15 protein-coding genes are annotated in these 20735 nt (G+C 52.8%); 7 read left to right on the forward strand and 8 right to left on the reverse strand.

Translation table 11 applies throughout. The annotated features are described in order from the left end of the window. Nucleotides 1-103: 103 nt before the first annotated feature. The 3 genes from sstT to PMI17_RS12875 all read right to left on the reverse strand — a co-directional run bounded on the left by sstT (nucleotide 104) and on the right by PMI17_RS12875 (nucleotide 3800). Nucleotides 104-1351 (reverse strand): serine/threonine transporter SstT, encoded by a 1248-nt coding sequence (sstT, locus tag PMI17_RS12865; protein ID WP_009127511.1) that lies wholly within the window; start codon nucleotides 1349-1351, stop codon nucleotides 104-106. A gap of 230 nt (nucleotides 1352-1581) precedes the next feature. Then, the gene (locus PMI17_RS12870) at nucleotides 1582-2553 is read right to left on the reverse strand and encodes a TerC family protein (RefSeq protein ID WP_009127513.1); all 972 of its coding nucleotides are present in this window, start codon (nucleotides 2551-2553) and stop codon (nucleotides 1582-1584) included. A 260-nt stretch (nucleotides 2554-2813) separates the two neighbouring features. Continuing rightward, nucleotides 2814-3800 (reverse strand): Gfo/Idh/MocA family protein, encoded by a 987-nt coding sequence (locus PMI17_RS12875; protein WP_009127514.1) that lies wholly within the window; start codon nucleotides 3798-3800, stop codon nucleotides 2814-2816. 139 nt (nucleotides 3801-3939) lie between these two features. On the opposite strand from PMI17_RS12875, the gene PMI17_RS12880 reads away from it, so the two are divergent. Next, on the forward strand, nucleotides 3940-5628 hold the full coding sequence (locus tag PMI17_RS12880; RefSeq protein ID WP_009127516.1) for a chloride channel protein: 1689 nt from the start codon (nucleotides 3940-3942) through the stop codon (nucleotides 5626-5628). On the opposite strand, the gene PMI17_RS12885 is transcribed toward PMI17_RS12880, so the two are convergent. Beyond that, nucleotides 5625-6125 carry a M48 family metallopeptidase gene (locus tag PMI17_RS12885; protein WP_008103482.1) on the reverse strand — a complete coding sequence of 167 codons (501 nt, stop codon included), beginning with the start codon at nucleotides 6123-6125 and terminating at the stop codon, nucleotides 5625-5627. The genes PMI17_RS12880 and PMI17_RS12885 overlap by 4 nt on opposite strands. 81 nt (nucleotides 6126-6206) lie before the next feature. Between PMI17_RS12885 and rlmG the strand changes: the two genes are divergently transcribed. After that, complete coding sequence (gene rlmG, locus PMI17_RS12890) at nucleotides 6207-7325, forward strand: 23S rRNA (guanine(1835)-N(2))-methyltransferase RlmG (protein WP_009127519.1); 1119 nt, start codon at nucleotides 6207-6209, stop codon at nucleotides 7323-7325. Here the strand turns inward: rlmG and PMI17_RS12895 are convergent, their stop codons facing one another. The 3 genes from PMI17_RS12895 to PMI17_RS12905 form a co-directional block, all read right to left on the reverse strand. Beyond that, a complete protein-coding gene (locus PMI17_RS12895) occupies nucleotides 7326-9329 on the reverse strand; it encodes an NADPH-dependent 2,4-dienoyl-CoA reductase (protein WP_009127521.1) in 2004 nt (667 codons plus the stop codon). A 318-nt stretch (nucleotides 9330-9647) separates the two neighbouring features. Continuing rightward, a complete protein-coding gene (locus PMI17_RS12900) occupies nucleotides 9648-10271 on the reverse strand; it encodes a response regulator transcription factor (protein WP_009127522.1) in 624 nt (207 codons plus the stop codon). Between the two features lie 107 nt (nucleotides 10272-10378). After that, nucleotides 10379-14053 (reverse strand): ATP-binding protein, encoded by a 3675-nt coding sequence (locus PMI17_RS12905; protein ID WP_009127524.1) that lies wholly within the window; start codon nucleotides 14051-14053, stop codon nucleotides 10379-10381. 486 nt (nucleotides 14054-14539) lie between these two features. Between PMI17_RS12905 and PMI17_RS12910 the strand changes: the two genes are divergently transcribed. From PMI17_RS12910 to PMI17_RS12925, 4 genes are all read left to right on the forward strand, one after another. Beyond that, nucleotides 14540-15241, forward strand: coding sequence for a response regulator transcription factor (locus PMI17_RS12910; RefSeq protein ID WP_009127526.1), 702 nt, complete (start codon nucleotides 14540-14542; stop codon nucleotides 15239-15241). A 169-nt stretch (nucleotides 15242-15410) separates the two neighbouring features. Next, complete coding sequence (gene idnD, locus PMI17_RS12915) at nucleotides 15411-16442, forward strand: L-idonate 5-dehydrogenase (protein WP_009127528.1); 1032 nt, start codon at nucleotides 15411-15413, stop codon at nucleotides 16440-16442. A 9-nt stretch (nucleotides 16443-16451) separates the two neighbouring features. After that, nucleotides 16452-17216, forward strand: a complete 765-nt coding sequence (idnO, locus tag PMI17_RS12920) for a gluconate 5-dehydrogenase (protein WP_009127530.1) — start codon at nucleotides 16452-16454, stop codon at nucleotides 17214-17216. Between the two features lie 79 nt (nucleotides 17217-17295). Beyond that, nucleotides 17296-18615 (forward strand): gluconate:H+ symporter, encoded by a 1320-nt coding sequence (locus PMI17_RS12925; RefSeq protein WP_009127531.1) that lies wholly within the window; start codon nucleotides 17296-17298, stop codon nucleotides 18613-18615. 29 nt (nucleotides 18616-18644) lie between these two features. Here PMI17_RS12925 and PMI17_RS12930 read toward each other — a convergent pair whose 3' ends face one another. Then, a complete protein-coding gene (locus PMI17_RS12930; protein ID WP_009127533.1) occupies nucleotides 18645-19364 on the reverse strand; it encodes a polyphenol oxidase family protein in 720 nt (239 codons plus the stop codon). A 109-nt stretch (nucleotides 19365-19473) separates the two neighbouring features. Between PMI17_RS12930 and PMI17_RS12935 the strand changes: the two genes are divergently transcribed. Continuing rightward, a complete protein-coding gene (locus PMI17_RS12935; RefSeq protein WP_009127534.1) occupies nucleotides 19474-20283 on the forward strand; it encodes a 5'-nucleotidase, lipoprotein e(P4) family in 810 nt (269 codons plus the stop codon). Nucleotides 20284-20735 lie beyond the last annotated feature (452 nt).

Here is a 20735-nt window from a genome sequence, read left to right on the forward strand (position 1 = left end):
ACACATACTGAAACTGCCATAGGCTTAGCGGGCGGAACCCCCGCGGAGCCAGTGCGCTGCTTAACTGACGAGCATTACGCCATTGATGGCGACCCATCACACACTATTCCGATTCTGAAACCGTACGACGCGGCGCGCGCTCGGCTTCGGCCTGGCAAACCGCCGCGGTAAACAGAATATCCGTCGAGGAGTTGAGTGCGGTCTCGGCTGAATCCTGCAGTACGCCAATAATGAAGCCCACTGCCACCACCTGCATCGCCAAATCGTTCGGAATGCCAAACATATTGCAGGCCACCGGAATCAGCAGCAGTGAGCCGCCGGCCACACCGGATGCGCCACAGGCACACAGCGACGCCACCAGACTCAACAGAATCGCGGTTGGTACATCCACCGAGATGCCCAGCGTGTGTACCGCGGCCAGCGTCAACACGGTTATGGTGATCGATGCGCCCGCCATGCTGATGGTGGCACCGAGCGGAATCGACACGGAATAGGTGTCTTCATCCAGATTAAGACGCTTAGCCAGCGCCATATTCACCGGAATATTGGCCGCCGAGCTGCGAGTGAAGAAGGCGGTCACGCCGCTTTCACGCAGGCAGGTAAACACCAGCGGATAGGGATTACGACGAATCTTCTGGAACACCAGCATCGGGTTGATCACCAGCGCCATAATCAGCATGCAGCCGAGCAGCAGCGCCAGCAGATTGGCGTATTCCCAGATGGCGTCAAAACCGGTCGAGGCGAGGATGGAGGCTACCAGGCCAAAAATCCCCAGCGGCGCACAGCGAATCACACAGCGCACCACCCAGGTGGCGGCATTGGACGCATCGTTGAGGAACGCTTTGCTGCTTGGGCTGGCATGACGAAACGCCAGACCTAAGCCCAGCGCCCAGACCAGAATGCCGATGTAGTTGGCGTTCATCAGTGCGTCAATCGGATTGGAAACCATGCTGATCAGCAGGCCGTGCAGCACTTCGCTAATGCCCGACGGTGGGGTGATTTGCGTGGCACCGACGTTCATCGACAGCGTCTGCGGGAACAGATGACTGAAGATCACCGCCACCACGGCAGCAAAGAAGGTGCTGAGCAGATACAGCATGATAATCGGGCGGATATTGGTTTTCTGTCCCTGCTGATGATTGGCGATAGAAGAGATCACCAGCACCAGTACCAGCAGCGGCGCGACGGCTTTCAGCGCGCGCACGAACAGCTCACCCAGCAAGCCAACGGCTAATGCGGCGTCGCGCGAGAACCACGCCAGCGCCACGCCAGCCACTAGGCCGATCATGATTTGTTTTACCAGGCTTCCTGCGAACAGCGCGCCCAGACGTCCAATAAAGTTGTTTTGCATATCACAGTCTTTTTATTCGCGGTCATGAGTGTTGTGCGCGGTTCTCCCGCGCGCAACGGTTTGCCCGGCGGAGTATAAGGAAAAGAGTTAGCGAGGAAAGAGATAATTCTGTGCATGCGCAGCAGATCGGTTTTTTGATCTGCTGATGATGGGAAGTGTGACAGATATATAAAAGGCGAAGGTTGCTACTGGCGAAACAAAGCAGGGGCGATTAGCGCCCCTGCAGAAGATTATGGTGAGATCTTCTTCTGGTCGTTTCTGTGGTTCACCCAGGCGTTGATCAGCAACGTACCGCCGAGAATCACGCCCACCACCGTCAGCGAGATGCCGACTGGAATGTGGTAGAACTCGACGATCAGCATCTTGATTCCGATAAACACCAACACAATCGCCAAACCGTATTTCAGCATGGAGAAACGTTCCGCCACGTTAGCCAGTAGGAAATACATGGCACGTAGACCGAGAATCGCGAACAGGTTTGAGGTCAGCACAATGAACGGATCGGTGGTCACCGCGAAGATAGCGGGGATACTGTCCACGGCGAAAATCACATCGCTCAGTTCGACCATGATCAGCACCAACAGCAGCGGCGTCGCGAACAGCACGCCGTTTTTGCGGGTGAAGAACTTCTCACCATCCAGGCTATCGGTCATACGCAGATGCTTACGCAGCCAGCGCACCACCGGCTTGTCGCCGACCGCGTTGTCATCTTCCTCTTTCGCCAGCGCCATTTTGAGGCCGGTAAACAGCAGGAAGGCGCCGAATACGTAAAGAATCCAGCTGAACTGGGTAACCAAATAGCTACCGGCGAAGATCATGATGGTACGCAGTACAATCGCGCCTAATACGCCATAAATCAGTACACGACGTTGCAGATTGGCTGGCACAGCGAAGTAGCTAAACAGCATTAGCCAGACAAAGACGTTATCGACCGCCAGCGCTTTTTCTAACACGTAGCCGGTAAGGAAAGCGAGGGTTTGCGCGGTAGCGACTTCGCGTCCGGCGGTACCGTCGAGATACCACCAGAACGCAGCGCTAAACAGCAGCGAAACGGAGACCCAAACCAGTGACCATATCGCTGCTTGTTTAAATGACATAGTTTGTGCGCCGCGTCGGCCCTGTAACAGCAGGTCGATCGCTAGCATGATGAGCACTACAACAGCAAAGCTGCCCCAAAGTAACGGTGTGCCTACAGAGTGCATAGTCATATCCTTTTCTGAACATAAAAAAAGCGGCTGAAGTCAGAAGACGTCAGCCGCTTTGATGGTGCTGCAAGCAAACCTCGCCTTCCGGCAAGGTCTCACTTACAACTCAGAATAGATTCCGGGTTGCCTGACGACCGGATGCGTGTTGCGCATCGTAATGACGATCAATCAGCGTTGAAGTTACTCCCCTTTGCAGCGCTCAACATACGGAGTTCAATTATCGCTTTCAAGAGGGCGCCAGAAATGTTTTGCAATATTTACACTTCAGCCCGATCGGCCGGGAAAACCACGCCCGTCTGGCGGCGAATTTCCGTGAGCAGTTGCGCCGTAATGCGCGAGGTTTCTAACGCGGCATGCTCAACTTCACCGGCTTCAACCAGTTTGGCAAAGGTTTCTGCTTCATACAGCATGGTATTAATGTGCTGCGGCTGCGTCAGGTTTTGGCTCTCGCCGCCGCGCGGGATAAAGCGCAGCTGCTGGCATTCGGAGATCTTTTCGATCACCAGCGATCCCGCTTCCCCTTGAATCTCACTGGGGATCAGTGAATCGCTAACTTTGGAGTGCAGCAAGGTGACATCAAAATCGCCGTAGCCCAGTACCACCACGCCATGCGCATCCACGCCGCTTTCCAGCAAAGAGGCTTGCGCTTTGACCCGCTGCGGCGCGCCCCACAGCGTGACGGCGGCGGCGAGGCAGTAGAAGCCAATATCCATTATGGAACCGTTCGACCAGCGTGGATTAAAGGTATTCGGGTTTTCACCATCCAGATAGCGCTGATAGCGCGACGAATACTGGCAATAGTTGATCAAGGCTTTGCGCAGTTTGCCCAGCTGCGGCAAGGTTTTTTGTAGCTGCAGGAACGTCGGCAGGCTGGCGGTCTTGAAGGCTTCGAACAACACCACCTGATGCTCACGGGCACAGGCAATCATCGCCTCCGCTTCGCGCAGGTTCGAGGCCATTGGCTTCTCGCAAATCACATGCTTACCGTGTGACATAAACAGCATCGCTTGCTCGCTGTGCAATGCATTTGGGCTGGCGATATACACCGCATCGATTTCGCTGCTGGTGGCGAGTTCATCCAGCGAGGTGAACGTCAACTTGCAGGGATAATCCACCACAAAAGCGTCGGCTTGCTGCTGATGACGAGAATAAACGCCGCTCAGCTTCATCTTGCCGGTTTCATGTGCGGCGTCGATAAACTGGCGGGTGATCCAGTTGGTTCCCACGATGGCGAAACGAATCACGTGCTGCTCTCCTGCTAAAGTAAAACGGCAGAGTAGCATGTTGATTGCAGCGGAAGTCAGGTGAAATTTGATCCTGGGATCCGCATTCCAATATGATGATGCCGCACAACTTTTTAACCGACTAAGCGGGGACGCGCGGGTGAGTGGAAGTAAACATGCTCTGAACTGGACCACCTTACTGATCGCTATTCCCGTAGGATTGGTGGCCTCGCTGGTCACGCTGGCGTTTCGCGGCGTCATTGAGTTGATCAACCACCTGCTGTTCAACAGTGATAATGAAATCACTGTGGCGATGCATGTCTGGCCGTGGATCTTCTGGCCGCTGCTGGTGGGTGCCGGTGGCGTTTTGGCTGGCTGGTTCCTGCGTTACGCGGTGGCAATTGAAAAACAGGAAACGGTGCAAACCGATTATCTGGAAGTGATCAACGCGCGGCTCGATGCGGTGCCAACCAAAACCTCCTTGTTCCGCGCGCTGTCATCGATTGCCAGTATCGGCAGCGGCGCGTCGATTGGTAAAGAGGGGCCGATGGTGCAGCTTTCGGCGCTGAGCGGCAGTTTGATCGGGCGCTGGTTGCCTGCGTCGTTGAATCTGCGTAACAGCGATATCGTGGCGATGGCTGCCGCAGCGGGGCTCTCTTCGGTGTATCACGCCCCGCTGGCGTCAGCGATTTTTGTCGCGGAAATCGCTTTTGGCATTTCAGCGCTGCAACGGCTGATCCCGCTGATCGTTGCGTCGGCGGTGGCGGTGATGACCATGTGGTCGCTGGGCTTTCGCAGCGCGCTTTATCCGCTATCTGAAGCACTGTTCCAGATGGATATCAGCAGTTTAGTGATGACGCTGCTGATTGGTTTTGTCGCCGGTATTGCCGGCTGGTTGCTGATCAAACTGATTGCGCGCAGTAAGGCGATGTTCGGTCGCGTGCGTTCGCTGCCGCTGCGCCTGGGCGCCGGTGGTTTAATGGTCGGCTTTTTGGCGCTGATCTCCACCGATATTCTGGGGAACGGTTATGAAGTGATCGTCAAAATCATTGATGGCCAGTATGTCTTGCTGGGGCTGCTGGGATTACTGGTTTTGAAGACGCTGGCCACCACGTTGTCGGTGGGCTCCAATGCAGTCGGCGGGCTGTTTACCCCTTCATTACTCATCGGCGCGCTGCTGGGCGTGGCGCTGGCTCAAATTGGCGTGATGCTGCATCTACCGGTGGGCGATACCTTACTGTATGCGGCCATCGGCATGGCGGCGGTGCTGGCGGCGGTTAGCCAGGCGCCGTTAATGGCGATGCTGATGGTGCTAGAGATGACGCTAAACAGTAGCCTGCTGTTCCCGATCATGATCGCGTCAGTGCTGGCATCAATGGTGGTATATCGCCTGCAGTCCTCCAGCACTTATCCGGTGGTGAGCGCGCATTTCAGCCGCTCAGAAGCTAAGTATGATTTCGATAATATGCGCGTCGACCAGCTGATCATTCCTGGCGCGGCGCTGCAGCCGGAAGAGTCGGTTGGACAGGCGCTGGCGGTCAGTTCACTCAAGCGCGAACGTTATGTTTATGTGATTAACAGCGAAGGGCAGTTTCTCGGCGTGGTGTCGATTCACGATATTTCACGCAAGGTGCTGTCGCAGGAGATCACCCTGCATTCGCCAGTGAGTAACGTGATGGACAATAACTTCCCCTGCATTTATCAAAATCAAAGTATGCGTGAAGGTTGGGAAGCTTTTGCGCGCGTAACGCTGGAGCGTTTACCGGTGCTAAATAATCCGCAAGAACGCCGCTTTATGGGCGCATTGACGAAAACCAGTCTGATTCAAAAAGCGCAGGAGTTTCTCTAAGCCGCGTTGCCGCGCATCGCCTGGTCGGTCATCCATAAGCGGGCGTCGAATTCGAGCTGGTGATAGTCCGGTTCCATGTGGCAGCAGAGTTGATAGAAGGCTTTGTCGTGCTCTTTTTCTTTAAGATGCGCCAGCTCGTGCACCACGATCATGCGTAAAAACGCTTCCGGTGCCAGGCGGAAGAAAGTGGAAATGCGGATCTCCGCTTTGGCTTTCAAATTGCCGCCCTGTACGCGCGAAATGGCGGTATGTAACCCCAGCGCGTGCTTCATCACCTTGATCTTATTGTCCCAAATCACCTTGCTCACCGGCGGCGCGCTGCGCATATAGCGGTTTTTCAGCGCCTGCGTGTAATCATAAAGCGCCCGGTCGCTGACGATATTGTGCGTATCGGGATAGCGTTGCTGGAGAAAGGAGCCTAAACGTTCATGTTCAATGAGCGTCTGCACCTGTTCAAGGATGTTTTCAGGGTAACCCTGCAGATAGATTAATGACATTGGGATTCCCGACGAAAGACAGTATACTGCGCCCCCTTTTTAGGGCGAAAATCGCGCAAAGTGTACCACGCCGGAGATTCCATGAGCCAACTTGAACTGACCAATCGCACGCTGACGCTGCACCGCTTCCCGCCTATGCGCGAGGAGAGCCCGCTACAGGCGTGGGATTCCGCCGATGAGTACCTGTTGCAGCAAGAGCTGCCCGAGGGACCGGTGTTGGTGTTCAACGACAGCTTTGGTGCCCTGACCTGCGGATTAGGCGCGCGCCCGGTGTGGCACGTGAGTGACTCTTTACTGAGTGAACAAGCGGCGAAACAGAACCTGCGCCTCAACGAGATGGATGAGGATCAGGTGCACTTTATCGATAGCCTGGCGCCGCTGCCCGCTGCGCCAGCCGTGGTGATGATCAAAATCCCTAAAGCGCTGGCGCTGCTTGAGCATCAGCTGCGCGCGCTGCGCGAGGTGGTGACGCCGGACACGCTAATTTTGGCGGCGGCGAAAGCCAAAGATATTCACAACTCCACGCTGCAACTGTTTGAGCGCATTCTGGGTGAGAGCAAAACCTCGCTGGCATGGAAAAAAGCCCGTCTGATTTATAGCCGCTATAGCGCACCAACGTTAGCCGATCAGCCTGCGACCACCGTGTGGCCGCTCGACGATTCTGCGTATCAGATCCATAACCACGCCAACGTCTTCTCCCGCGCCTCGCTGGATGTCGGCGCACGTTTCTTTATGCAGCATCTGCCTTTTGACATTGAAGGTGAGATTCTCGATTTGGGCTGTGGCAATGGCGTGATTGGCTTGCTGGCGCTGGAACAGAACCCGGCTGCGGATGTGCTGTTTTATGACGAATCTTACATGGCGGTGGCATCAAGCAAGCTGAATGTGGAAGTGAACCGCCCGCAGGATATGGCGCGCTGCCAGTTCCGCGTTAACAACGTGTTGAGCGGCTTCCCGTCGGATCGCCTGCATGCGGTACTGTGTAATCCACCGTTCCATCAGCAGCACGCGGTGACCGATCATCTGGCGTGGCAAATGCTGCGTGATGCGAAACGCTGCCTGCAGTATGGCGGCGAGTTGCGCATCGTTGGCAACCGCCACCTCGGTTATCACGTCAAAATGAAAAAGCTGTTTGGCAACTGCGAGCTGGTGGCGTCCAATGCCAAGTTTGTCGTGTTGCGCTCGGTCAAACTGCGTTAATCAGACACTTAGCGCCAGTTCGGTCGCCTGAGCAATGGCGCGGCGAGCATCCAGCTCCTGCGCCACGTCTGCACCACCAATCACCCGCACCGCTTTACCCCGCGCGCTGAGCTCGTCCGCCAGCTGACGCAGCGGCTCCTGACCGGCACAAATCACCACGTTATCTACCGCCAACGTCTTATCTTCGCCCTGATGACGCAAATGTAGCCCAGCATCATCAATCTTCAAATATTCGACATCACCCCACATCTTCACGCCGTGTGCCTGCAAACTGGCGCGATGAATCCAGCCGGTGGTTTTCGCCAGCCCGGCGCCCGGCTTACCTGATTTGCGCTGCAGCAGCCAGATTTGTCGATCGGCCGGCTGCGGCTGCGGCGCAATCAAACCGCCACGCGCCTGTAAGCTTCGATCAATGCCCCAGCTTTGGTAGAAATCTTCATGACTGGTTTGATGCAGCAGGAACTCGGCAGTATCAAAACCAATGCCGCCCGCACCGATGATGGCCACACGTTTTCCCACCGGTTTTTTATCGCGTATGACGTCGAGATAACTCAGTACGCTAGAGTGGTCGATGCCGGCAATCGCCAGCTGGCGCGGGATGATGCCGGTAGCGATGATCACTTCATCCGAAGCTTCCAGCTCGCCAGCCGTCACCCGGTGTTGTGCGTTGATCGTTACGCCCGCGGCGGCGAGTTGATGGCGGAAATAACGCAGCGTTTCACTGAACTCTTCTTTGCCAGGGATTTGCCGGGCGATGTTAAATTGCCCGCCAATCTGCGCATCAGCTTCATACAGCGTAACCTGATGGCCGCGCTGTGCTGCCTGCAGGGCGAAGGCCATGCCGGCAGGGCCGGCGCCTACCACCGCCAGTTTTTTCGGGTGTTCAGTGTTGATTACCGGCATTAGCGTTTCGTGGCAGGCGCGCGGATTGACCAGGCATGAGGTCACTTTGCCGACAAAAATCTGATCCAGGCAGGCCTGATTACAGGCAATGCAGGTGTTGATGGCGTCCGGCTGACCGTTTTTTGCCTTGCTGACGAAAGCGGCATCGGCGAGAAATGGACGCGCCATCGACACCATATCGGCAATCCCGTCGCGTAACAGTTGTTCGGCAATATCAGGATGGTTGATGCGATTGGTGGCGATGACCGGCACCGAAACGCGCTCGCGTAAATGTTGCGTAACCCAGGCAAAACCGGCGCGAGGCACGCAGGTTGCGATGGTCGGAATACGCGCTTCATGCCAGCCAATGCCGCTGTTAAACAGCGTCACGCCACACTGTTCCAGCGCGTGTGCCAGCGCCAGTGTCTCTTCCAGCGAGCTGCCGTTATTCACCAGATCCAGCATCGATAAGCGGAAAATAATGATGAAGTCGCGGCCAACGGCATCGCGTACCGCCTGCGTGACGGCTAGTGCAAACCGCTGCCGGCGCACCACGTCGCCACCCCAATCATCATCACGTTGATTGGTATGCGCCACCAGAAATTGGTTAATCAGATAACCTTCCGAGCCCATAATCTCAACGCCATCATAACCCGCCTGCTGTGCCAGCCTGGCGCAGCGAGCAAAGTCCTGAATGGTTTGCTGAATGTCAGCATCGCTGAGCGCTTGCGGTGTAAGGGGGTTGATCGGTGCCTGCAACGCCGAAGGCGCAACCAGATCGCGCTGATAGCTGTAGCGCCCAGCATGCAGAATTTGCAGCGCAATTTTTCCGCCTGCCGCATGCACGGCACCCGTGATCTCACGGTGCCAGTCGCACTGATGCTCCTGGTTGAGTATCGCACCACCTTGCGCCACCACACCTTGCGGATTGGGGGCAATGCCACCCGTGACAATCAGCGCCACGCCTTCGCGTGCGCGCTCAGCGTAGAATGCCGCCAGACGCTCAGCGCCTGCTGCATGTTCCTCTAATCCAGTATGCATCGAGCCCATCAGGAAACGGTTTTTGAGTTGGGTAAAGCCCAAATCCAGCGGGGCAAACAGGTGGGCATAATGCTCAGACATGATCACATACTCAGAAAGTGGTCGGATGAGTGAACTCTAGCGGGATTTTAGCGGGAAGGAAATGTGAGGCGTTCAGCCTGTGAGAAGCATCAAAAAAAGCAGGGCGGTAAGTCGCAGACGAAAGTTTCGGACGCTTTCGCCAGGCACGGGAAGAAACCTACTCGCCCTGTAATAGCATGAAGATGGGGCTAATAAATTAGCTCTGTGGTTATGGATTTCAGTAGTACTCAATCTATTACACACTGTCCGGGGTAAGGACGAGGGATATCATGCCATGCCATCGTTCTTTAATTCCGCAAGACTGGTCTTGATTTTCTTTCAACATGCACCGTTGCGGCGTGCAAGCTCAATAATATCGAATAAATTTTTTGATTCGAGTTTTTGGAATATTTTTGTTTTATAGGTGCTGATGGTTTTATTATTCAACCCAAGTTCATAAGCGATGGTTTTATTTGATTTTCCTTGAGCGAGTTGGCGCAGGATTAAATTCTCACGATCTGTTAAGCGAGAAAGCATATCTTGCTCATTTACATAGCGCTGGCGTTTATCCAGAATATCACCGGGCAGGTAATTTACATTATTCGAGACGCAGCCAATCGCAGCGATCAGGGTTTGAATGGGATCATAGGTTGAAACAAACCCATTTGCGCCCTGGCTAAGCGATTGTATTGAAATGTGGTTGTTCCCACCCTGGCTTATCAATATGACTTTCATCCAGCTCTTCGATTTAACAATATCGCGTAAAAATGCGATGCCATTTTTTTCTTTGAATTCAGGATCTAATATCAATATGTCGATGTGCTGATGAATGATGTCATCAATGCCATCGTTAATTGTGTGCGCAGTAGTGACACAATTAAAGCCATTCATTAATAATAAAGCCTGCACGCCGGCGGCAACCAAACGATGCTCATCAATGATGAGGATTTTTGCATTAAACATATCTCTCCCTTTGACGCCATCGTAGTGATGGCGCTGAAGGTATTATGTCCGCCGACGTAATGGGGCGAACCGAGAAATGTCTCGTTAAAATTATGAAGCTAAAAAAATTACTGATTTTTCAGATGAATTACTGCGAATTCAAATAATGTCTGATTCACCCGGCCAATTTCTAATGTTATTTGCTGAATTAACGCTTGCGCGTCATACGCTTCTTCACGGTGCACCTCCAACTGCCGGCCTAATTTCATCAAGGCATGAGCATTCAGAATCGCGGCCCCCCCTTTAAGTTTATGGCCTAGCTGGGCTAGCGTGCTTGCTTCCTGTGTCTGCTGCAACTCACGGAGCAATTCATCGTGGCTGGTATGGATGCTGGTGAGCAATGCCCGGCAGCTTTCCGCATCCCGCTCAGCAAGTTGGATTAAAAACGGCGGGAAAAGTGCGCTATCAGATTCAGTAGCTTCAGTTACGGCGACTTCTTTGATCCGCTCTCTTTCATCCGCTGCTGCATAATTTTGCCGTGCATCATCCGGGCCACGATGAATACACTGCGCGATCTTCACCAGCAATCTATCGAGGTTCAAAGGCTTAAACAGACAGTCATTCATGCCCGCCTGTAAGCAGCGCTGCATAATATGCTGCTCGGCAGATGCGGTCAGACCAAACAGCATAATCGGTGGTAGTTGATATTGCTGCTCATATTGGCGTAGCGCCTCAGCGAATTGAAAGCCGTTCATCGACGGCATATTGCAATCGGTAATAATCAAATCAAAACGCAGCGGTTCCTGCTGCCAAAGCGCCAATGCTTCAGCAGCACTTTCACTCACTACCACCTGATGGCCTGACATTTCGAGTTGCTTACCGAGCAGTAAACGGTTCGGTGCATGATCATCAATCACCAGGACCGAAAGCTTGTCAGACAACGGCGGTTGTGACAGGTGAGGTTGCGTTTGATCGCGTGGTTCGCCTTGCGCTGCGCGGAAGTAGAAGGAGAAAACGGCGCCTTCACCCGGTGCACTTTCGACTATTAATTCGCCATCCAGCAAATGTGCCAAATTACGGCAGATACTTAATCCTAATCCGGTGCCCAGTTGCTGCTGATGACGATCTCCGACCTGCACGAAGGGTTCGAATATGGCATGTTGCTGATCTTCCGTCATGCCGCAGCCGTTATCGCTCACTTCAATGACGAATTCGCTGCCTTCCTCTTCCTGCGCGATGCCCTGCATAAGCACCACGGTAACCGTACCTTCTTCGGTAAACTTAATCGCGTTGCTTAACAGATTAGACAGGATCTGATTAATCATCAGCGGATCGGTTTTCACCCAGTAAGCGGCAATATCCATCTCGACACGCAGATCGAGCCCCTTGCTCTCGGCCTTATTACGGAACAGGGCGACGGCTTGCTCGATCACATCCGGCAAATAGACGGTTTCCAGCGTGGGCTGATACAGGCCCGATTCAATTTTCGATAGATCGAGCACATCGCCAATTAAAGAGAGCAATGCGTGAGCTGAACTGTAGGCGACACGAATATTTTCAGAGAGCGAGTCCGCTGTATGCGATCGGGTTTCCAGCTCGAGCAGGCCAATAATGGCATGCAGCGGCGTACGGATCTCATGGCTCATGCTGGCGAGAAATTCACTTTTGGATCGATTCGCTTTGTCGGCGGCATCTTTTGCCAGCTGAAGCTCCTGCAGCAGCGCATTACGTTCGGTCACGTCCAGCCAGCCGCCGATGACGCCCGCCACATCGCCTAGTCGATCGCGAAACGGTAGCGTCCAGTGATAGAGCTGATAAGCCTGATGATCAAGCGCCATATGGATATCGCGTATCACAGCTTCGCCATCCAGCAGGGTTTGCTGGTAGCCATCTTCAATACTGTGAATGCTTTCATTGTTGCCGGTTAGCACGTCAGAAAGGCGTTTGCCAATGACCTCATCACGACGAAAATTCATAAAGCGTAAATAGGCTTGATTACAGTCAACCAGACGGGTTTTTTTGTCGCGAATGTACATCGCGACCGGTGATTCATTAAATAACGTATGCGTAAAATTAAGCTGATTTTTCAAGGCATTTTCGGCTTGAATACGCTGCTGAATGACTTTGCGTAAATGATGATTCCAGAACAGGATCAACAGGATTAATCCGGCTGACACTGAAACAATAATCAAAACCGCCTGTTTGTAGTTTTGCCATGAGGCGCTAAGGAACGGGGTTTCTGCCTGACGCCACTGTGCCAGCAGTTTAAACAGCGTTTCCGGTGGAATTGCCAGTAACGCTTTATTCAGAATACTGATTAACAGTTCATTACCGGGCGTAGCACGCATGACAAAACGTGCAGGCTCTGCACCCAGCGTACTTTCGACATTTAACCTGTCGCCGAAATGATTGCGTAGCAGGTAATCCGCAAAGATTTTGGGGAGCACCACAGCGTCAACCTTGTGATCTTGCAGCTGGCGTAAGGCGTCAACCGGATCGTCTACAGGCGTAAGGTTCAGATTTGGATAATGCTGCAGCATCCACTCTTTCATCACCTGATTGCTCAACATCAATGCCGAACCAAATGGGAAGGTATCCTGGCCGATGATACTGCGGGGTTTCTGATTGCGGATGATAACCCAATGCGAAACTAACCACGGACGCGTGGTCAGTTGGGGATGCTTCTCGTCTTCCCGCTCAAGGATCTCCAGCGGAAACAGACTGGGCAACATATCACTGCTGCTGGTTGGTGGATCATCTTCCTGACCATGCGCGATAAAACTCATTCCCGTGAGGTTGGTCATAAGCTCCAGCACGTCGACGGTCATGCCGCGGAATGGCATGCTTCCGGTTCGGCTGCTTAAGGGAGCCAGCACCGTTGAGAGCGAGGTATCAATGCGTGGGTGTTCCTTCAACCACTGCTCCTCTTCCTGAGTTAACGCGAGGGGATTGCTCTGCAAGACATGATGGGCATCAAGCTGCCAGCGTTTGGCTATCTGCATACGAATCGACAGCGGGATCTGCTGCAGTGCCTGATTGATCGCATCAGCCAGTTTGGGCAACTGTGGGCTGATGCCAAAGCTGACATCCATGGGAATGCTCTGCTCATCGGGCGCCACTTTTAAGGCATGCGCGAACAGGTAACGATTTAGATGGTTCAGCGTGGCGGCATTGCCCCAAACCTGACCGGTTTGATCAAACACCACTGCTGCTACCGCATCGTAATAACCGGGAAAGCGCACCAAATGGTCATCTTGATAGATATTCTCAAGGTATTCGCGTTGTGGGGGAGGGCCGGACCAGGCGACGCGCTGCGCAAGCGTGTGATTCAGGTTAATAGCATGATCGGGTTTATGACCTACCACACTGTAATCCAGCATCCAGGGGACGCTGGCGAGTAAAGGCTGAGGTTGTGACGATGGCAGCACGACATTGATCGCCAGCATCTGCATTTCGCCGTTAATCACCGCATTTTGCGCGGCGCTATGACTGGGATAGTGATAGAGCTCAATCGTGGTATCGAGCATGCTTTGAATCAGAGAGAGGTAATCAGCACTGAGTCCTTCAAAGCGTCGTTTATCGGTGTCCATATATAAAGGCGGTTGTGGCTGGCCCGCTACGGCAACCTTGAGCACTTTATTACGAAATCCAGAAGGAATGGGTTCCGCTAATTGCAGGGCTGGCTGCGTCGTATCATAGCGTGCGAGTAGTTGCAGTGTTTTTTCCGCCGCAACCGATAAGCAGGAAAATAAAATTAGCAGCAATAACGTTGCCAGACGGAAAATTGCAGGCTGAATGAACACGATACCATCTCAAGACAAAGTAATTACATTAATTGCAGTAAGGACAAGGGAGTATAGAGACATTTAAATAATTCTCTTCTCCTATCATCTTTGTACCTGTGTTTTGCGACCATTCTTGAAATAGTGACATATTGATAAAGAAAGCACCTGCTCGAGAAAAAATAGGTTTTTATTAATTGGTGTTTTTATTCAATGTGTTAACTGACTCAGGACCTTTCAAGACAATTCTTATGTGGTCTGGTTGAGGAGTTAAGTCAGAATTTTCGCAGTTTTGTGTGGGCGGAAAAGTTAAAAGCCAGCGCAATAAATAAGACAGCCTGAAGAAACGAGTGACAGATTCGTTTTACGGGTTAACTTATTTTTATAATGATAACGCTGCGACCGATTGATTATTTTAAGTGTCGCTTTTTAATATCATTGATTCACTTCATCTGGTGTGGTTATCACAATTGGACAAAGTTAAAACTGTAATAAAGGAATAAATAAATGGTATATGCACACAATAAGCAAGTGCGTGTTGCTGTCCTTGATGATCACCCCATGGTCCGTACCGTTTTCGAGTTGTGTTTAAAACATGAGCCCGATATTCATTTGGTGGGCACCTGGGCTTCAAGCAATGAGTTATTTAATCAGCTAAGAAGTACCACCGTTGATGTACTGGTACTGGATTTTCTTCTTGGTGAACGTGAGCTGGACGGTCTTGCGTTGGTTAAGCAATTACGTAATCACTATCCACAGCAGAAAATTCTGATCTCCTCCTCAATGGAAAGCCCGGCAATCGTCAAAATGGTGCTGAGCGCGGGCGTAAAAGGGTTTATCGGCAAGAGTCACAATATGCAGGATATTACGCATGCCATCCGTCAGGTGGCGCAAGGGCGTTTATTCTTGTCTAAAGAAGTGGCCTATGAAGTGGAAAATCTCTATGTGATGAGCGAAGAATCGCTGGACGAGAACCACGATTTCAACAGCAAAGGCAATATGTATGAGAAGGTGAAAACCCTCAGCCCACGCGAAGTAGAAGTGGTGCGGTGTTTCCTTGATGGTTTGAGCGTGTCGCAGATTGCAGTGAAATTTAAACGCAGCCGCAAAACTGTGAGCGGGCAAAAACAATCTGCGTTGAAAAAACTGGGTTTGCGCTCAGATTCAGAGCTGTTCAAATACAGTCACGACCTGATGTCGGGCTACTGATTCTCTTCACAGGCGGCAATTCATGACCGCCTTTTTCCTGTTCTGCACTGCGTACATCACGTTCCCAGTAACACCTGTTCCGTAACATGTTTTTGAGTGATCTTTGTCACAGTTTAACGCTGCGTAACCCGGTCTGATGGCCCCATTGTTTAGCACTTAGGGGGATAGGATGAATATCGACACGCAATCCGGTGTGATCACTGGAAAAAAACAAGTCAGCGTTGCACAGCAGCAGGTGAAATGGGAGGGCAAAGGCACGTTAGTTCGCATCACGCGCGGCGGCATCTGTGGCTCCGATCTGCATTACTATCAGGAAGGGAAGGTCGGCAGTTTTGAGATCAAAATGCCGATGATCCTCGGACATGAAGTGATTGGCTACGTGGTGGAAAGCGATAATCCGCAACTAAAGCCGGATCAAAAAGTCGCGGTCAATCCATCTAAACCCTGCGGCGAATGCAAATATTGCCAGCGCGATCAGGAAAACCAGTGCACCTCAATGCGCTTCTTCGGTAGCGCCATGTATGTCCCGCACGTTGACGGCGGCTTTACCCAATACAAAGTGGTAGATAGCGCGCAATGTGTGCCTTTTCCACAGGATGCCGATGAAACGGTGATGGTCTTCGCCGAGCCGCTGGCAGTGTGCATTCACGCAACGCATCAGGCGGGCGATCTCACCGGCAAACAGGTTTTTATTTCGGGGGTTGGGCCGATTGGCTGTCTGATTGCGGCGGCGGCAAAAGCACGTGGAGCAGCGTCAATTGTCTGTAGCGACATCAGCGAACGTTCTCTGAAGATGGCGCAGCAGATGGGTGCAACCGACGTCATCCATGCAGCTGATGGCGATTTCGCGCCTTATCTTGCCGACAAAGGCTATTTCGATGTGGCCTTTGAAGCCTCTGGGCATCCCTCTTCGCTGCAGCGCTGCCTCGATGTGGTCTGTGCTAAAGGTACGCTGGTGCAGGTTGGCATGGGCGGTACCATTCCGAGCTTCCCGATTATGGCGCTGATTGCTAAAGAGATTAATCTGGTCGGTTCCTTCCGCTTTACCCATGAATTTAATACCGCCGTCGAGTGGCTGGCTAACGGCGTGGTTGATCCCTTGCCGCTGTTCAGCGGCGAATACGCCTTGCAGGATATTGATGCCGCGCTGCAGTTTGCTGGCGATAAAACCCGCGCCGCTAAAGTTCAGTTAACCTTTTAAGGAGCAGTGATGAGTCAGTTATTTTCCCTCGAAGGTAAGCGTGTACTGCTCACCGGTTCAGCGCGTGGCATTGGATTCCTGCTGGCGCGCGGTCTGGCTGAGGCTGGCGCCGAAGTGATCGTCAATGCCACCACCGATGCAGGCGCGCAGAAAGGTGCCGCCCAACTGCGCGAGTTGGGGCTGCGTGCGCACGCCAAAGCCTTTGACGTCACCCAATCAGCACAGGTCAATCAGGCGGTTGATGAGATTGAAGCGGAGTGGGGCGCCATTGATGTACTGGTGAACAATGCCGGCATTCAGCGCCGTCGTCCGTTCCTCGAATTTCCTGAACAGGACTGGAATGACGTAATTGCCGTCAACCAGACGGCGGTATTTCTGGTGTCGCAAACCGTGGCGAAAAAAATGGTGGCGCGTCAGCAGGGTAAAATTATCAACATTGGTTCGATGCAGAGTGAATTGGGCCGCGACACCATCACGCCGTATGCCGCCTCAAAAGGTGCTGTCACCATGTTGACGCGCGGCATGTGCGTGGAGCTCGCGCGTCACAACATTCAGGTGAATGCGATTGCGCCGGGCTATTTCGTCACGGAAATGACGCAGGCGCTGGCCGACGATCCCGCCTTTACGGGTTGGCTAACCAAACGTACACCCGCCGCACGCTGGGGCAAGCCAGAAGAGTTGATTGGCGCGGCAGTGTTCCTCGCGTCGGGCGCATCGAACTTCGTTAACGGCCATCTGCTGTTCGTTGACGGTGGCATGCGCGTCGCGGTGTGATGCCGGGGTGCGGCTGGCATTATCGCCGGGCCGCGCCTAAACCTTAATCACCCCTCTGTATTCCTAAGGATAATAAAAAATGCCAATAACCATCATTGTGCTGGGTGTGATACTGCTGCTGGTGTTGATGATTGTATTTAAGGTCAACGGCTTCATTGCGTTGGTGTTTGTGTCGGCGGTAGTGGGTATTGCCGAAGGTATGACGCCGCTGAATGTGATGGCCTCGATTCAGAAAGGGATCGGCTCGACGCTGGGCGGGTTAGCAATGATCCTCGGCTTTGGTGCCATGCTCGGGCGGCTGGTTTCGGATACCGGTGCGGCGCAACGCGTTGCGACGACGCTCATCGCCGCCTTCGGTAAAGAGCGGCTGCAATGGGCGCTGGTAGTCACTGGGCTGATCGTTGGTCTGGCGATGTTCTATGAAGTTGGCTTCGTGCTGCTGTTACCGCTGGTGTTCACTATCGTGGCCGCTGCGGGCTTACCCTTGCTGTATGTCGGTGTACCCATGGTTGCCGCGCTGTCGGTGACTCACTGCTTCCTGCCACCGCATCCCGGTCCAACGGCGATTGCCACTATCTTTGGGGCGAATCTCGGCACCACTTTGCTGTACGGCATGATCATCACCATCCCGACGGTGATTATTGCCGGGCCGATTTTCTCGAAATTCCTCAAAGGTTTTGAGAAGTCGCCGCCAGAAGGGCTTTATAACCCGAAAATTTTCACCGAAGAAGAGATGCCAGGCTTCGGTATCAGTATCTTTGCCGCGGTTATTCCCGTGGTGCTGATGGCGATCGCCGCCGTATTTGAGTTAACCACGCCAAAAGAGAACGCGCTACGTCAGTTCTTTGAATTCATCGGTAACCCGGCGGTGGCGCTATTTATTGCGGTGGTGATTGCGGTGCTGACGCTAGGCCTGCGCAACGGTCGCAAGATGGAAGAAGTCATGGATATGTGTGGCGAGTCGATTGCCGCTATCGCCATGATCCTCTTCATCATCGCCGGTGGTGGTGCGTTCAAACAGGTGCTGGTGGACAGCGGTGTCGGTAATTATATCGCCGACATGATGAAAGGCTCGTCACTGTCGCCACTGCTGATGTGCTGGACGGTGGCGGCGATGCTGCGTATCGCACTGGGTTCGGCGACGGTCGCCGCCATCACCACCGCAGGTATTGTGACGCCGATTATCGCTGCAACCCATGCCGATCCGGCCTTAATGGTGCTGGCAGTTGGCGCTGGCAGCGTGATCGCCTCACACGTTAACGATCCTGGCTTCTGGCTGTTTAAGGGCTACTTCAACCTGAGCGTAGTGGAGACGTTGAAAACCTGGACGGTAATGGAAACGCTGATCTCTATTCTCGGTTTAGCGGGCGTTCTCGCTCTCAATGCAGTGATTCACTGACCGTCAAGGCTTCACAGGGAGGTGAAGCCTTAAGCGCGGGTGCGAATCCACGAAAAGCGCGATTGGTAGCCGCTGTCAAAGTGGGTGTTGTAGCGATAGCTGGATCCCGACTCCGCCATGCAATAAGTGCAAACCTTCAGCACCTCAATATGCTCAGCCTGGATACCGCGCTGTAACAATAATTCCCGCGCCAGATGTGGCAAATCAAACCAAATTCCTTGCTGCTGTGCTTGCGCCTGCGGGCGAATGGCCTGTGCATTGTGTGGCTGCTGAGCTGACCACTTTAGGGGCGGAAGATCGGGACGATCCTGCATTTGCGTGACAAGATCCTGGCCCAGTTCATAGCAGCATGGACCGATGGCGGGACCGATGGCCACATGCAGCGTTTCGAGCCTGGCGCCTCGTGCTAACAGACGATCGACGGCATTATGTAACACACCGCCCAGCGTGCCTTTTAATCCGGCGTGAACCGCCGCCACCTGATGCTGCTGCGTATCAGCAAATAAAACCGGCAAACAATCGGCGGTATACACCGCTACCGGCAGATGATCTTCGCCAATCACGCCATCGGATTCACAACTTTTTGGCGGCAGATTTTGCTTAGCCAGCACCACGTTAGCACTATGACGCTGCTGACCATAAGCCGCATCGCTCGGAACCGGCTGACCTGCGGGCTGAAATGCGTATTCCAGCCAGGAAAATCCATCCAGCAGCGTTGATCGTGGACCGCGATATTGGTGCTGTGTCATAAGTCTCTCCTCTTATAAAACGGCGTTATTCTGGTGCCCACAGCTTACGTTAACTGCTACATTTTTAAAGCTTTACAAAAACTGACCCTAATCACTTAAGGATGAAATGATGAAAAAAACCACCTTGCTGGCGGCGTCCGGCTTAATGGCGTTAGCGCTGTCAGGCTGTGCGCAAACCTCAAACCAGCAGGCGCAGCAACAGCTCGGTCAGCAGTCGGTACTGGCAGTAAACTGGTTCCAGCAATCCGGCGAGTATCAGGCATTGAGCTGGCAGGCCTTTAACTCAGCGCGCATGGCGTTTGATCAGGCGCCATCGCTGGCGGGAAAACCCAAAGCGGTGATTGTCGATCTGGATGAAACGATGATTGATAACAGCGCTTACAGCGCGTGGCAGGCGAAGAACGGTCAGCCATTCTCCGGCAAAACCTGGTCGGCATGGACCCAGGCGCGACAGGCAACGGCAGTTCCGGGCGCAGTGGAGTTCGCCAATTACGTCAACAGCCACGGCGGCACCATGTTCTATATCTCCAATCGCGATCAAAAGGATTACACCGCGACCGTTGAGAACCTGAATAAGTTGGGCTTCACCGGCGTTAGCGATAAAACCGTGCGTCTTAGCACCGGCAATTCGAATAAGCAGGAGCGCTTCGATGCGGTGAAAAATGCCGGTTATAACGTGGTGCTGTACGTCGGCGACAATCTGAATGATTTTGGTGGTGCAACCTGGCATCAGGGGAATGCTCAGCGGCAGCAGTTTGTCAGTCTCAACCATCAACGTTTTGGCACTCAATTCATTGTATTGCCGAATCCGCTGTATGGTGACTGGGAAAGCGGTATGGCAGAAAACTATAACAAGCTGACACCTCAACAGCAGTTGCAGGTGCGTGAAGCGCGCATGAAAGCGTGGAACGGTAAATAGTTCGTCAAGCGAAATAGCGCCTGTCCTTGCAGGCGCATTTGTGCCCTCTTCAGGTCCAGTCATATTTACTTTTTCATGTAACTATTATTCCCCTCATTATTTTCCTGATCTCTTGCTTAATATATGCGCTGTGAATGGTGAAATATATTGCCTAATGAGCGGTAAGGTAGTGAATCACGCTAATCATAAATTTTTTAATTAAGATTTCTCTTAACACAAAATGTTTAAATTAACGGATAAATAGGAAGGCACAGTGTTGATGCGTGTATATTTTTGTAATGGTATAAAGAATATGACATTAATTCCTTACCCTATTTATTTGTTATCAATGCATATTATTTGAATTATGCATAATGCGCTCACTTGCATAACATTACTTAAATTATACATTTGTTGAATCTATTTTTACAAAATAGCCATGCATGGCGGCCGTATAAATATTCCTGATGCAA

The organism is Pantoea sp. GM01 (genome assembly GCF_000282675.1).
GTDB classification, from domain to species: Bacteria; Pseudomonadota; Gammaproteobacteria; order Enterobacterales; family Enterobacteriaceae; genus Pantoea; species Pantoea nemavictus.

What these genes read in the sequence shown, in the direction of transcription:
- PMI17_RS12870 (WP_009127513.1), bottom strand. Translation starts at nt 2,553, where the DNA reads ATGCACTCTGTAGGCACACCGTTACTTTGGGGCAGCTTTGCTGTTGTA.
- PMI17_RS12925 (WP_009127531.1), top strand. Translation starts at nt 17,296, where the DNA reads ATGCCAATAACCATCATTGTGCTGGGTGTGATACTGCTGCTGGTGTTG.
- PMI17_RS12900 (WP_009127522.1), bottom strand. Translation starts at nt 10,271, where the DNA reads ATGTTTAATGCAAAAATCCTCATCATTGATGAGCATCGTTTGGTTGCC.
- PMI17_RS12930 (WP_009127533.1), bottom strand. Translation starts at nt 19,364, where the DNA reads ATGACACAGCACCAATATCGCGGTCCACGATCAACGCTGCTGGATGGA.
- PMI17_RS12885 (WP_008103482.1), bottom strand. Translation starts at nt 6,125, where the DNA reads ATGTCATTAATCTATCTGCAGGGTTACCCTGAAAACATCCTTGAACAG.
- rlmG (WP_009127519.1), top strand. Translation starts at nt 6,207, where the DNA reads ATGAGCCAACTTGAACTGACCAATCGCACGCTGACGCTGCACCGCTTC.
- sstT (WP_009127511.1), bottom strand. Translation starts at nt 1,351, where the DNA reads ATGCAAAACAACTTTATTGGACGTCTGGGCGCGCTGTTCGCAGGAAGC.
- PMI17_RS12895 (WP_009127521.1), bottom strand. Translation starts at nt 9,329, where the DNA reads ATGTCTGAGCATTATGCCCACCTGTTTGCCCCGCTGGATTTGGGCTTT.
- PMI17_RS12910 (WP_009127526.1), top strand. Translation starts at nt 14,540, where the DNA reads ATGGTATATGCACACAATAAGCAAGTGCGTGTTGCTGTCCTTGATGAT.
- idnO (WP_009127530.1), top strand. Translation starts at nt 16,452, where the DNA reads ATGAGTCAGTTATTTTCCCTCGAAGGTAAGCGTGTACTGCTCACCGGT.
- idnD (WP_009127528.1), top strand. Translation starts at nt 15,411, where the DNA reads ATGAATATCGACACGCAATCCGGTGTGATCACTGGAAAAAAACAAGTC.
- PMI17_RS12935 (WP_009127534.1), top strand. Translation starts at nt 19,474, where the DNA reads ATGAAAAAAACCACCTTGCTGGCGGCGTCCGGCTTAATGGCGTTAGCG.